This is a genomic window from Nocardia tengchongensis (assembly GCF_054781395.1).
In genome coordinates this window covers 38,527-51,155 of the sequence record NZ_BAAGUM010000013.1, presented here as the reverse complement: position 1 = coordinate 51,155, position 12,629 = coordinate 38,527, and the positions used below count along the sequence as shown (strand labels likewise).

The window sequence follows — 12,629 nt, the reverse complement described above, 5'->3', positions numbered from 1 at the left end:
GGCATGATCAATGCTGAGCAACTGCTGGCCACCGCCTACGACGAGGCGCAACTCGGCCTGCGGGAGGGCGGGATTCCGATCGGGGCGGCCCTGTTCGACAGCGCCGGAAACCTGCTCGGGCGCGGCCACAACCGCCGCGTGCAGCACGACGACCCCAGCGTGCACGCCGAGACCGACGCCTTCCGCGCCGCGGGCCGCCGCCGCGACTACCGCGACACCATCATGGTCACCACGCTGTCCCCGTGCTGGTACTGCAGCGGCCTGGTGCGCCAGTTCGGCATCGGCGCGGTCATCGTGGGGGAGTCGCGCACCTTCACCGGCGGGCACGATTGGCTTGCCGAACACGGGGTTTCGGTCACCGTGCTCGACGATCCGGCCTGCGTCGACATGATGACCCGCTTCATCGCCGAACGGCCCGAACTCTGGAACGAGGACATAGGAGTGGCGGAATGACCCCCATCGCGACGATCGACCTCGACCGCTGGCGCGAGGGCGGCGAATCCGCGGCGGGCGTGCTGCGCGACGTGGATGCGGGCCTGCAGCGCGCCGGGTTCCTGCTGGTGCGCGGACACGGCGTGCCGCACGGACTTCCGGATCGGCTGCGGGCCGCGGCCCGCAGCTTCTTCGCGCTACCCCCGGAGGTGAAGCAGCGCTACGCGGTGTCGGTCGGCGGCCGCGGCTGGATCGGTCCCGGGATGGAGGCCAACGGCTATGCGGAGGGCACCGTGACGCCGCCGGATCTGAAGGAGACCTTCGCCGTCGGCGCCGACACCCGCACCGGCGACCCGCTCGTGGATCGGGTCTGGTTCCTCGACAATGTCTGGCCCGACGAGGTGGGCGAACTGCGCGAGCTGTTCGTGGCCTACACCGACGCCGTCCGCGTCCTGTCCGACGAGCTGCTCGCCCTGTTCGCAGCGGCGCTCGAGCTGCCGCGCAACCCTTTCGAGCATCTCGCGAGCCGCCCCACCTGGACCTGCAACATCAACCGCTACCCGCCGCTGACCGAGATCGGCCCGCCCGAACCCGGGCAGTTCCGCATCGGCCCGCACACCGACTTCGGCACCGTCACGGTCCTGGACCGCCAGCCCGGGGCGGGCGGGTTGCAGGTCTACACCGACGACGGCGGCTGGGCCGACGCGCCCTACGACCCGGCGGCCGTCACCGTGAACATCGGTGACCTGCTGTCGTATTGGAGCGGCCACCGCTGGCCCGCGGGCCGGCACCGGGTGCTGCCGCCGCAGACCGCCGCGCCCGACGAGGATCTGGTGTCGTTGATCTACTTCTACGAACTCGACCACGACGCCCGGGTGATACCCCTGGACCCGCCGATCGGCCGGGTCGCAGGCCTGGAACCGGTGATCTCCGCCGAGTTCCTGCGCACCAGACTGGACGCCATCACTTTGGGCTGACGACCGACCGGCGGGTTCCCGCGGGCGTCGAGGCTGTGGGAACAACCCCGGCCGGGCCCGCGTTGGGTGCGGTCATGACGACGCTTGGATTGATCGGTAGCGGCAATATCGGCGGCACCCTGGCCCGGCTGGCCGTGGCCGCGGGGATCGATGTGGTGCTGAGCAATTCGCGAGGGCCGGAGACGCTGGCCGAACTGGTCGCGGAACTGGGGGAGCGCGCCCGCGCCGCCACCCCGGCCGAGGCGGCCGCCGCGGGGGACGTCGTGGTCGTGACGGTCCCGCTGAAGGCCTACCGGCAGGTTCCGGCCGAGCAGCTGGTCGGCAAGGTGGTCATCGACACCAACAACTACTACCCCGAGCGCGACGGCGAGATCGCCGACCTGGACGCGGGGGTTGCGACCAGTTCGGAACTGCTGCAGCGGCATCTGCCGCGTGCACGAGTCGTGAAGGCGTTCAACAACATCTACTTCAAGCACCTCGCGGTCCTGGCTCGTCCCGCCGGTGACGAGCGCACCGTCCTCCCGATTGCCGGGGACGACGGTGAGGCGAAAACCACTGTGGCGGAACTGATCGGCGCGCTCGGCTACGACACCCTCGACATCGGCGCGCTCGCCGAGAGCTGGCGCACCCAGCCGGGAACTCCGGTCTACGGCACGCCGTATGCGGCCGGTGAACCGTTCTGGGAGCATGGGGCGGCGCAGGCCGATGCCGACACCGTGCGCAAGGCGGTCGACGCCGCCGAGCGCTGAGGCGTCGTCAGGGCGTCAGCGGTTCTCTTCGGCCGGCGCCCAGCGGTTGGCGGTCAGCGCGTAGCCGGGCAGCTCGCCGGTGAGCATCTTGGACTCGTAGATGCGCTGGTAGCCGGTGGTGGCGATGCGCCACACGCCGTCCTCGCGGCGGTAGGTGTCGTGGTAGTAGGCCGCGCCGCGAATGAGCAGCCCGTAGTCGGCGGCGATCACCGTGTCCTCGAGGCACCAGCTGCCCGAGGCGGTGTCGCCGTCGACGGTGATCTCGGGGTGGTTGGCGACGTGCACGGTGATGATGTTGCCGCCCAGTGCCCCTCGCATGTAGTCCACGATCTGGTCGCGGCTGGTGAACTGCGCGGGCAGTCCGCCCGAGGGGGAGCCGTAGGAGCCGACGATGTCGTGGCACAGCGTGTCCGCGAAGTCGTCCCACTGCTTCAGGTCCAGGGTGCGCAGGTAGCGGTACTTGAGTGCGCGAATCGATTCGAGTGCTGCGAAATCCATACCGCAATGTAGCCGAATCGGACACCGACCTAGCAAGCGTTTGCTACGTTTCGGGACATGATTTCCACCCTGGTCTGGGGCACGGGCAATGTCGGTCGTGCGGCCATCCGGGCCGTCGCGGCGCACCCCGAACTGGAGCTGACCGGCGTCCTGGTCCACAACCCGGCCAAGGTGGGCCGCGACGCGGGCGCACTCGCCGGGCTGGACACCGAACTGGGCATCGCGGCCACCGACGACATCGAGGCCGCGCTCGCCGCCGGACCCCGCGCCGTCGTCTACGCCGCCTCCGGCGACATCCGCCCCGACGACGCGCTCGCCGACATCGAGCGCGCCCTGCGCACCGGAGCCGTCGTGGTCACCCCAGCGCTGTACGCGCTCTACGACCACCGCAGCGCCCCCGCCGAACTGCGCGACCGCGTCACCGCCGCCACCACCGAGGGCGGCGGCACCCTGTTCGTCTCCGGCATCGACCCCGGCTGGGGCAACGACGTCCTGCCGCTGCTGATGAGCGGCCTCGGCAGCACCGTGGACGTGCTGCGCTGCCAGGAGATCTTCGACTACACCACCTACGACCAGCCCGACTCGGTGCGCTACCTGGTCGGCATGGGCCAGCCCATGGACTACCAGCCACCCATGCTCGCGCCCACCATCCCGACCATGGTGTGGGGCGGCCAGATCCGGCTCATCGCGCGCGGACTCGGCGTGGCGCTCACCGACATTCGCGAGGTGGTGGAACGCCGCGCGCTCGAGGAGACCGTCGAGACCGAGCTGATGGGCAAGTTCGACGCCGGCACCCAGGGCGCGGTGCGCTTCGAGGTGCAGGGCATCGTCGACGGCAGCCCGCGCATCGTCATCGAACACGTCACCCGCATTCACGCGAGCTGCGCGCCCGACTGGCCGCAGCCGCACAGCGGCGCGGGCGCGCACCGCGTCATCATCGAGGGCCGCCCCCGCATCGAGATCACCGTGCAGGCCACCGACGAGGACGGCAATCACTCCGCGGGCGGAAACGCCACGGCCGTCGGCAGATTGGTGAACGCCCTGCCCTGGCTGGCGACCGCGGAACCCGGTTTGTACGACGCGCTCGACGTTCCCCTGCCGTTCGGCACCCTGGGCGCGCAGCCCTTCGGAAGCCAGTGACACTTCAAAGGAGCACCGCATGATCATCGACATCCCCGAGGGCAAGGACCCCATCGGCTACGTGTGGGGCGAAATGGTGCCCGGTATCGGTGTCGCCGCCTCCAACTTCTCCCTCGCCGTGTACTCGCACAGCACCCTGGGCCTGCGCGAATTCGAGGCCGCGCGACTGCGGATCGCCCAGATCAACGGCTGCCTGTTCTGCCTGGACTGGCGCACCGATCGCAATGGCGAGAAGGTCGAGGAGTCCTTCGCCGACGACGTCACCAACTGGCGCACCACCGAGAACTTCGACGACCGGGTCCGGCTGGCCGCCGAATACGCCGAGGTGTACACCCTCGACCACCACGCCCTCGACGACGAGTTCTTCGAGCGCATGAAGAAGCAGTACACCGACGCCGAGATCGTCGAACTGTCCATGTGCCTGGGTTCGTGGCTGGCCTTCGGCCGCCTCAACCACGTGCTGGGCCTCGACGCGGTCTGCGTACTGCCGGGTCACTCCGCCCAGTAGTCACAGGCTCCACCCCGCCGAAGCGGCCAGTTTGCGCAGGATGTTCCACTGTTCGAAATCGGCCACGGCGGCTGGGGAGCACGACCCCGGTTTGATCGGCGGGACATTCCATTGCGGCGCATCGAGATTCGGTGCGCCGGTGAAGTCGAGCACCTCGGCGATATTGCGGGCGGCGGCGTCGCGGGGCGTCAGAGACGGTAAACCCCACCGCCATTCGATGGCCTTCAGCACCGAGGTGTGGTCGTACACCTGATGTGCCACATGCCCGCGGCGCGCCCGCGGCGAGATCACCAGGCACGGTACCCGGAAGCCGCGCAGTCCCCAGTCCGGATTGGCGTCGGGTGCGACCTGGGGCGGCACATGGTCGAAGAACCCGCCCCACTCGTCGTAGTTGATGATCAGCAGCGTGCGCGACCACGCCGGGCCCTTGGTGACCGCCTGATACACCTGGTTCAGAAAGGCCTGCCCCGCACGGATGTCGGCGTGCGGATGGTCGTCGGTCGAGGTCCCGGAGTCCTCGCCGAGGAACCCGGGGTCGACGAAGGACACCGCCGGGAGCGTGCCCGCCGCGCAGTCGGTCAGGAAGCTGCCGAAGCGGCGGCTGATGGACAGGTACTTGGCGCCCCACAGCCCGATGAACGGAACGTCGGAGAAGTAGTAGCGACCCGGGATTCCGGCCGCGGCCAGCCGATCCCAGATGGTCGGCAGCGTCGACACGGTCATCGAATTGTGGATCCGGTCGGTTTGCGCGGCATGCTGATAGACACGATTGGGCGTGGTCTCGGCCATGATCGCGGCGAAATAGTTGTCGCACACCGTCCAGGCGGGCGCCGCGTTGCCGTAGAACGCGAGATCGTTCTGCTCGTAATAGCCGATCGGGAACTCGTCATTGTCCCCGGCCCGCAGCCAGCCGTCGCACGCGCCGTTGTTGAGCGCCACGCGCCCGCCCTCGAACGAGTGGTCGGGATCGTTGTACTGGCAGCCCTGGGTGGTGGACAGGTGAAAGGTGCTGCGCGCCTTCCCGTTCCGATCGGTAAAGGTCAGACCGCCCTGCTTGCCGTTCGCACCCGGCAACCAGCCCAGGTAGTGGTCGAACGAACGGTTCTCCATCATCAACACGATGATGTGGTCGATCCCGCACTCCGCGGGGACCGGCAGTCCACCGGCCTGCGCGGCTGGTGTCTCACGGCAGCCCGTCGCCCCGACGGCAGTGCCGAGCGCGAGCGCCCCGACCCCGGCGAGGACGGTCCGGCGGCTGGCGGTGCGGCGGTGGGAAGCTCTCACGAAATAACTATCGCGCCAGCGATTTCCGACCAATAACAAGTCGGCGGAATTCGACGAAGGATTGTGCCGCGTCCGAGTTGGTGTGAGGTACCGAGCTACTGCGTCCCGGTCGAGGCTTCTCGCTCCCTGCGCGCGGTTTCCTCGTAGGCCGCGGTCAGTTCCGCGAGGACCCCGTCGGTCGGCGTCGGCGCGCCGTCCAGGTGAACGGCGCGAAGTTCGGCCATGAATCGCTCCCACAGCGGAGGCCCGCCCGCGGCCAGCAGTTCGGCTCGGATGGTCAGTTCCGGGGTGGTGTTCAGCCAGCGGGCTCCCCACGCTCCGAGATTGGCCAGGACCGGTACGAGCTGGATCGCCGCCTCGGTGAGGTGGTATTCGACCTTCTGCCGATGGCTCGGATCGTCGTCGCGGGTGAGTAGACCGGCGTCCACCAGTTTCGCCAGGCGTGCCGCGAGCATATTGGAGGCGATGCCTTCGATCGATCCGGTGAGCAGCTCACGGAAGTGGGTCGCGCCGCTGAACATGATGTCGCGCAACACGATCAAGCTCCACCGATCTCCGAGCAGCTCGACGGTCATGTTGATCGGACAGCCCGACTTGCCCGGCGGGGTAGTCAACTTGCCCGGTGCAACTGGTTGCGTCACGAGATCAGTCTAGATACTGTCGAAACCGATTGCAGATTGCAACCAGAAGGGGCATTCCATGGCGCAGATGGTCCGGGTTCACAACTTCAACGTCTCCAGCGACGGCTATGGCGCGGGCGAGGGGCAGAGTCTGGAGCGTCCGTTCGGGGACGCCGACGCGACCGCGTTGTTCTCCTGGTCCGGCGCCACCGCGCACGGTCCTACTCGCACCGAGCCGGGCGGTAGCTACGGACTCGACGACTACTGCACCCGTGAGTGGCACCGAAATGTCGGCGCGGAAATCATGGGCCGCAACAAATTCGGCCCCCAGCGTGGACCGTGGGAGAACCTCGAATGGGAGGGTTGGTGGGGTGCGGAGCCGCCCTTCCGCACTCCCGTCTTCGTGCTCACCCACCATGTCCGGCCCTCGATCACCCGGGGCGCCACCACATTCCACTTCCTGAACACCTCGCCCAAGGAGGCGCTGGCGCAGGCGCTGGACGCCGCAGACGGCAAGGACGTCCGGATCGGCGGCGGCGTCGCCACGGTCCGGGCCTTCCTCGAGGCGGACCTCATCGACCAGATGCACGTTGCGGTCGCCCCGGTGGAACTCGGCCGCGGCGAACAACTCTGGACCAGCCCGGACACCCTCACCGACCGCTTCCACCTGGAGCGTATCCCCAGCCCCAGCGGCGTCACCCACCACTTCTTCTGGCGGAAGTGACGGGCGTCAGATGCGGCCGCGCAGGGTGGGCAGGCCCGCGCCGGTGAGTTCGTCGCAGTAGGTTGTCCGGCCCGCCATCGCCATGGTCAAGGCGATCGTCGGGCCGGTCACCACGGGACCGTCTCCGATGGCGAAGGGGCCGTCGGTCGCTTCCAGTCGCAGGCCTTGGATCGATTTGTGGCTGGGGACGGTGAAGTCGCGGCTCGCGAAGAATCGCGCCACCTCGGTGACGGCCTCGATCGACGGCTTGCGCGGCAGACCCAACGGGTGCCGAATGTCCTGGCCGTGCACGATCACCTCACCGAGCCAGGCCGCAGTGTGTCCGGACGGTGCGACCGTGCTGTCGACGACCGCCCGGAATCGCTCCAACGTCTCCTGCGGGGTGGTCGCGCGGTGCGCGGCCAGCTGCCGGTCATTGTGTTTGCCGAAGTCGAAGTGATTGCTCAGCACGCTGAACATCCAGCGGAGCCGCCCGGTACTCGCTCCCGCGGTGAGGTGTGCGACCACCTCTTCCACCGACCAGTCCCCGCACAGCGACCGTTGCGCCCACTGCGCGGCGCTCAGCCCGGCGAGATCATCGGTCAGCGCGGCGCGTTCGGCGTGCACCAGCCCCCACAGCTCGTCACGAGAAACAGTGTTCGACACTCGGGATACCTCCCAGCTCGGTTCGGATTTCCCCTCTGCTGACGATGCCGCCCGCCCGAACTCATCGGTGTCAGGCCCGATACCAGGAAACGGGCGGGTCGCCGGCCGCGTTCTCGGAGCCGAAAGCCTTGCCGACCTCGTACCAGAACGCGAAGAGCAGGGCCAGGAAGAGGAGCAGGCCGATCAGCACGCCGAGCGCCACCGCCGCGACGTCACCCGCCCTCGAAGGCGCATCGCCCTCGTCGTCCTCCCCGAGTGGTTCGCCGTACTGTCCGAAATCAGTTCTACCGCTTCGTACCACCGGATCGACACTATCGGCAGAGTGCGCCGGATCTCGACATAATTGCGCGGAGATGTCGCGTCGTTCCGGCGCCCGGACCGTTCGACCTCAGGCGTCGAACAACGCCAGATACTTTGTCTGGCCGAACATTTCGGCGGCGTCGCGGGCCGACGGGCTGCCCGCGTTCGGGTCGGCGCCGGCGGCGAGCAACGCGCGCACGATCTCGTCGGAGCCCTTGAAAACCGCTCCCGACAACGGGGTTTGGCCCTTGTCGTTGCCGAAGTTGGGGTCGGCCTTGCGGTCCAGGAGGGCGGTCACCGCCTCCGGGTGGGAGTAGTAGGCGGCGAGCATGAGCAGGGTGTCGCCATTGTCGTTGGTGAGGTTCACCGGGACGCCGGCGTCGAGATAGGCGGCCAGGGTGGCGGCGTCGCCGGTGCGTGCGAGGTCGAAGATCTTGCCGGCGAGTTCGAGGACCTCGGGGGACAGCTCGTTGGGTTCCACCCCGCCACTGTATCGAGGTCAGTCGGTGATGATGAGCAGCTCGGTCGGAGACGCGATCTCGGTGCGCAGACCGGCCTTCTCGGAGACGCGGGCCAGCGCGTCGATGGTCGAGGGCTCGGTGCGGGTCAGGACCAGCGCGCGGGCCAGCAGACCCTTGTGGTGTTTGTTGAAGTGGCTCACCACGGTTCGCTTGCCGTCGGGACGCTCGGTGAGCACGGTCGCGGTGATCGCGCCCGGGATGCGGCCCAGGTTCTGATAGGTGCCCGAACGCAGATCCACGACCAGCTGCCCGGCCGCCTCGGCACGCAACGCCTCCGGCAGCACCGACTTCCACAGCGACTGCAGGGTCGGCAGACCCGGCAGTTTGGAACCGCCCGAGAGCCGGTAGGCCGGAATCGAGTCGCCCGCGCGCACCACACCGAACAGCGCCGAACCGATCCCGAGCCGGGCCTCGGCCTTGCCGCGCTGCGCCTTCGTGAAGCCCGCGGCATCCAGGGCGTCGTACAGCACGCCGGTGTACCGATCCAGCGCCGGGCGGGTGGCGGAGGTGCGCAGGGCGGCGTTGCGCGCGATCTCCGCGTCAGCCCCCTTGCCCAGCCCGAGCGCGGCCCGCGAGGCGTCCGCGTCGGCGGCCAACTCGATCAGCTCGGTGACCAGTTTGTCGCGCACCGCCGTGAGCTGCGGCATCGCGAGGGAATCCAGGTCCAGGGGACCGCCCGAACCACCGTCGGACTTGGTTTCTGAGGGAGGCAGCAGCACCAGCACGAGCCAACACGGTAATGCCTTGGGAAGTGTTCGCTAGCAGCGGCTACTGTGTTCATCCGTGATCACCCGCCTCTCCCACCTGTTCCTGCGCACCCTGCGCGACGATCCCGCCGACGCCGAGGTGCCCAGCCACAAGCTGCTGGTGCGTGCCGGATACGTGCGTCGCATCGCGCCCGGCGTCTACTCGTGGCTGCCGCTCGGCCTGCGCACGCTGCGCAAGGTCGAGGACGTGGTCCGGGCGGAGATGAACGCCATCGGCGCGCAGGAGATCTCGCTGCCGGCCCTGCTGCCGCGCGAACCCTACGAGACCACCAACCGCTGGACCGAGTACGGCGACGGCCTGTTCCGGTTGAAGGACCGCAAGGGCCAGGACTACCTGCTCGGCCCCACCCACGAGGAGCTGTTCGCGCTCACCGTGAAGGGTGAGTACAACTCGTACAAGGATCTGCCGGTCACGCTGTACCAGATCCAGACCAAGTACCGCGACGAAGGCCGCCCCCGCGCGGGCATCCTGCGCGGCCGCGAATTCGTCATGAAGGACTCCTACTCCTTCGACCTCGACGAGGACGGGCTCAAGAACAGCTACAACGCCCACCGCGAGGCCTACCAGAAGATCTTCGACCGCCTCGGCGTGAAGTACGTGATCGTGGCCGCCACCTCCGGCGCCATGGGCGGTTCGGCCTCCGAGGAGTTCCTGGCCGACAGCCCCGTCGGCGAGGACACCTACGTCATCTGCCGCGAGTCCGGGTACGCCGCGAACGTGGAGGCCGTGGTCACCGCCGCGCCGCCCGCCATCGCCATCGAGGGCCAGGCCGACGCCGTCGTCCACGACACCCCGGACACCCCCACCATCGCCACCCTGGTGGACTGGGCCAACGGCGCGGGCATCGACAAGGTGCTGGGCCGCGAGGTCACCGCTGCCGACACCCTCAAGAACGTCATGGTCAAGCTGGTCTACCCCGACGGCAAGACCGAACTGCTCGGCATCGGCATCCCCGGTGACCGTGAGGTCGACGAGAAGCGCCTCGAGGCGTCCGTCGAGCCCGCCTCCGTCGAACTGCTCGACGAGGCCGACTTCAAGGCCAACCCCTTCCTGGTGAAGGGCTACATCGGCCCGAAGGCGCTGCTCGCCAACGGCGTCCGCTACCTGGTCGACCCGCGCGTGGTGTCCGGCACCGCCTGGATCACCGGCGCCGACGAGCCCGGCAAGCACTACGTCGGCCTGGTCGCCGGCCGCGACTTCACCGCCGACGGCACCATCGAGGCCGCCGAGGTCCGCAACGGCGACCCCTCGCCCGACGGCCGTGGCGTCCTGGAGGCCGCCCGCGGCATCGAGATCGGCCACATCTTCCAGCTCGGCCAGAAGTACACCGACGCCTTCCAGGTCGACGTGCTGGGCGAGAACGGCAAGCCGGTCCGCCTCACCATGGGCTCCTACGGTGTCGGCGTGTCCCGCATGGTCGCGGTCCTCGCCGAGCAGAAGCACGACGAGAAGGGCCTGCGCTGGCCCCGCGAGGTCGCTCCCTTCGACGTCCACGTCGTCATCGCCAACAAGGACGAGGGCGCCCGCGCCGGCGCCGAACAGGTTGCCGCCGAACTCGATTCCCTCGGCTTCGAGGTCCTCCTCGACGACCGCACCGCCTCCCCGGGCGTCAAGTTCAAGGACGCCGAACTCCTCGGCATGCCCTACATCGTCGTCGTCGGCCGCGGCTGGGCCGAAGGCAAGATCGAACTCCGCGACCGCTTCGCCGGCACCGCCGAAGAACTCCCCGCCGACACCGCCGTCGCCACCGTGGCAGCCAAGATCCGCGGCTGACCACCAACCCGGCCAGTGGCGCACCACCTCCGAGTGGTGCGCCACTTTCGTTTCCCGGCACCGTCGCGTCGGCACGCCCGAATCGGCGCGCAGCGGACAGAATGGGCCTACCGAACCGAGGCGCGCGTCATGCCTGTCGTTGAGGAGGGAATCCGATGTTGCCCGTGATCTATTCGATGAGTGTGTCGCTGGACGGGTTCATCGCAGGCCCCACCGGTGAGATCGGGTGGAGCGCGCCGTTCCCGGAGCAGATGCGCTTCCATCTCGAGCAGACCCGGCACATCGCCGCGTATGTGTGCGGGAGCGGGCTGTACCAGGAGATGCTGGTGTGGGAGAACGCCGAGGAGACCATGGCCGGGGAGGTCGAGGTGGAGTTCGCGCGGGTCTGGCGGGCCCTTCCGAAGGTGGTGTTCTCGCGCACCTTGGAGACGGTGACGGGCAATGCTCGCCTCGCCACCGCCGACCTGGCCACCGAGATCGGCCGACTGCGTGACCGGTTCGACGCGGGAGTGATCGCGGTCGGCGGTGCGGGCCTGGCCGCGACCGCCATCGACGAGAACCTGATCGACGAATACCGCCAGTTCGTCTGCCCGATCATCCTCGGCGAGGGCACCCCGTACTTCCCGCCACTGGCCGCACCCGTCGACCTGCGTCTCCTCGAATCCCAGACCCTGAACTCCCGCACCGTCTACCTGCGCTACGAGCGCACCCGCTGAGCCACGCCCGCGCCGACGTCGGACCGATTCTCGACTCGGACGCGAAGGCGGACAAGGAATTACATTCGGGGTAGTCCGACAGCGAAAGGGGAAATCATGCGGCGGAAGCTCGGCGACGCGGTGTGGGTTCTGCTCGGCGTCGTGATCGGCTGTCTGATCATGTTCATCGCCATCGTGCTGTTCCTGATCGGCCTGACCGACAACGCGGCCGATGTGAACGGGATGACAATGTTCCCCGGCCGGGTGCCGGCGGCCGACGCCGCAATGGCAGGCTGGACCGTAGACAGGGGCAGATGACGAGGAGACAGTCGATGAGTGGACGGACCCCCAGCCAGTGGGAGGAACTCACCGCTGCCGACCCCGCACATTCCACCTGGTACGTGGAACGTTTCCGGACTTTGGCCGCCGAGGGCGCCGACATCGTCGGCGAGGCGCGCATGATCGACGCGATGCTCGCCCGCGGCAGCCGCGTCCTGGACGCGGGCTGCGGACCCGGCCGCGTGGGCGGCTACCTGCACCGAGCCGGGCACACGGTGGTGGGCGTCGACGTCGATCCCGTCCTGATCGCCGCGGCCGAACAGGACCACCCCGGACCCACCTGGCTGGTCGGCGACCTCGCCGAACTGGACCTCCCGTCGCGCGGCGTCGAGGCCGGCTTCGACGTCATCGTCTGCGCGGGCAACGTGGTGACCTTCCTGGCGCCCACCACCCGCGCGGCGGTACTCGCTGGTTTCGCCCGCCACCTGGCCGAGTCCGGTCGCCTGGTCGTGGGATTCGGCGCCGACCGCGGCTACGAATTCTCCGAGTTCCTCGCCGACGCCCAGCGCGCCGGACTCGTCGCGGATGCGCAATTCTCGACCTGGGACCTGCGCCCCTTCACCGGCGAGTCCGACTTCCTGGTGGCGGTGTTCTCCCGTGCGGAGTGACGCAGTCCCGCTGAGCGAATGAATGCCTGTGTGGCCGACGGTCTCTGG

Annotated in this window: 17 protein-coding genes; 10 read left to right on the top strand and 7 right to left on the bottom strand. The window is 68.7% G+C overall.

Features of this window, described 5'->3' with window-relative positions; translation table 11 throughout:
* Positions 1-3 precede the first annotated feature (3 nt).
* From ACYVKL_RS25875 to ACYVKL_RS25865, 3 genes are all read left to right on the top strand, one after another.
* Positions 4-453, top strand: coding sequence for a nucleoside deaminase (locus tag ACYVKL_RS25875; RefSeq protein ID WP_379171600.1), 450 nt, complete (start codon positions 4-6; stop codon positions 451-453).
* Entirely contained in the window at positions 450-1,409 is a 960-nt protein-coding gene (locus ACYVKL_RS25870) for an isopenicillin N synthase family dioxygenase (protein ID WP_379171598.1), read from the top strand. The genes ACYVKL_RS25875 and ACYVKL_RS25870 overlap by 4 nt, the downstream gene beginning before the upstream one ends.
* Positions 1,410-1,483: 74 nt before the next feature.
* Positions 1,484-2,158 (top strand): NADPH-dependent F420 reductase, encoded by a 675-nt coding sequence (locus ACYVKL_RS25865; protein WP_379171596.1) that lies wholly within the window; start codon positions 1,484-1,486, stop codon positions 2,156-2,158.
* A 15-nt stretch (positions 2,159-2,173) separates the two neighbouring features.
* Here ACYVKL_RS25865 and ACYVKL_RS25860 read toward each other — a convergent pair whose 3' ends face one another.
* Positions 2,174-2,656, bottom strand: a complete 483-nt coding sequence (locus tag ACYVKL_RS25860; protein WP_213556910.1) for a nuclear transport factor 2 family protein — start codon at positions 2,654-2,656, stop codon at positions 2,174-2,176.
* Positions 2,657-2,713: 57 nt separating this feature from the next.
* On the opposite strand from ACYVKL_RS25860, the gene ACYVKL_RS25855 reads away from it, so the two are divergent.
* Together ACYVKL_RS25855 and ACYVKL_RS25850 are read left to right on the top strand one after the other, a co-directional pair.
* Complete coding sequence (locus tag ACYVKL_RS25855; RefSeq protein ID WP_379171594.1) at positions 2,714-3,796, top strand: NAD(P)H-dependent amine dehydrogenase family protein; 1,083 nt, start codon at positions 2,714-2,716, stop codon at positions 3,794-3,796.
* Positions 3,797-3,815: 19 nt separating this feature from the next.
* Positions 3,816-4,304, top strand: coding sequence for a carboxymuconolactone decarboxylase family protein (locus tag ACYVKL_RS25850; RefSeq protein WP_213556908.1), 489 nt, complete (start codon positions 3,816-3,818; stop codon positions 4,302-4,304).
* Here ACYVKL_RS25850 and ACYVKL_RS25845 read toward each other — a convergent pair whose 3' ends face one another.
* Both ACYVKL_RS25845 and ACYVKL_RS25840 read right to left on the bottom strand, forming a co-directional pair.
* The gene (locus ACYVKL_RS25845; RefSeq protein ID WP_379171592.1) at positions 4,305-5,588 is read right to left on the bottom strand and encodes an alkaline phosphatase family protein; all 1,284 of its coding nucleotides are present in this window, start codon (positions 5,586-5,588) and stop codon (positions 4,305-4,307) included.
* Between the two features lie 95 nt (positions 5,589-5,683).
* On the bottom strand, positions 5,684-6,229 hold the full coding sequence (locus ACYVKL_RS25840) for a winged helix-turn-helix transcriptional regulator (RefSeq protein WP_379171590.1): 546 nt from the start codon (positions 6,227-6,229) through the stop codon (positions 5,684-5,686).
* A gap of 58 nt (positions 6,230-6,287) precedes the next feature.
* On the opposite strand from ACYVKL_RS25840, the gene ACYVKL_RS25835 reads away from it, so the two are divergent.
* Positions 6,288-6,932, top strand: coding sequence for a dihydrofolate reductase family protein (locus ACYVKL_RS25835; RefSeq protein ID WP_379171588.1), 645 nt, complete (start codon positions 6,288-6,290; stop codon positions 6,930-6,932).
* 6 nt (positions 6,933-6,938) lie between these two features.
* Here the strand turns inward: ACYVKL_RS25835 and ACYVKL_RS25830 are convergent, their stop codons facing one another.
* From ACYVKL_RS25830 to yaaA, 4 genes are all read right to left on the bottom strand, one after another.
* Positions 6,939-7,577 (bottom strand): maleylpyruvate isomerase family mycothiol-dependent enzyme, encoded by a 639-nt coding sequence (locus ACYVKL_RS25830; RefSeq protein WP_379171586.1) that lies wholly within the window; start codon positions 7,575-7,577, stop codon positions 6,939-6,941.
* Positions 7,578-7,647: 70 nt separating this feature from the next.
* Positions 7,648-7,878 (bottom strand): hypothetical protein, encoded by a 231-nt coding sequence (locus tag ACYVKL_RS25825; protein ID WP_379171584.1) that lies wholly within the window; start codon positions 7,876-7,878, stop codon positions 7,648-7,650.
* Positions 7,879-7,965: 87 nt separating this feature from the next.
* Positions 7,966-8,358, bottom strand: coding sequence for an ankyrin repeat domain-containing protein (locus tag ACYVKL_RS25820; RefSeq protein ID WP_246597982.1), 393 nt, complete (start codon positions 8,356-8,358; stop codon positions 7,966-7,968).
* An 18-nt stretch (positions 8,359-8,376) separates the two neighbouring features.
* Entirely contained in the window at positions 8,377-9,123 is a 747-nt protein-coding gene (yaaA, locus tag ACYVKL_RS25815; RefSeq protein ID WP_379171582.1) for a peroxide stress protein YaaA, read from the bottom strand.
* A gap of 58 nt (positions 9,124-9,181) precedes the next feature.
* Between yaaA and ACYVKL_RS25810 the strand changes: the two genes are divergently transcribed.
* From ACYVKL_RS25810 to ACYVKL_RS25795, 4 genes are all read left to right on the top strand, one after another.
* A complete protein-coding gene (locus tag ACYVKL_RS25810; protein ID WP_379171580.1) occupies positions 9,182-10,939 on the top strand; it encodes a proline--tRNA ligase in 1,758 nt (585 codons plus the stop codon).
* A 155-nt stretch (positions 10,940-11,094) separates the two neighbouring features.
* A complete protein-coding gene (locus ACYVKL_RS25805) occupies positions 11,095-11,655 on the top strand; it encodes a dihydrofolate reductase family protein (protein WP_379171578.1) in 561 nt (186 codons plus the stop codon).
* A 96-nt stretch (positions 11,656-11,751) separates the two neighbouring features.
* Entirely contained in the window at positions 11,752-11,952 is a 201-nt protein-coding gene (locus ACYVKL_RS25800) for a hypothetical protein (protein ID WP_379171575.1), read from the top strand.
* 14 nt (positions 11,953-11,966) lie between these two features.
* Positions 11,967-12,581, top strand: a complete 615-nt coding sequence (locus tag ACYVKL_RS25795; protein WP_379171573.1) for a class I SAM-dependent methyltransferase — start codon at positions 11,967-11,969, stop codon at positions 12,579-12,581.
* The last annotated feature ends 48 nt before the right edge of the window (positions 12,582-12,629 follow it).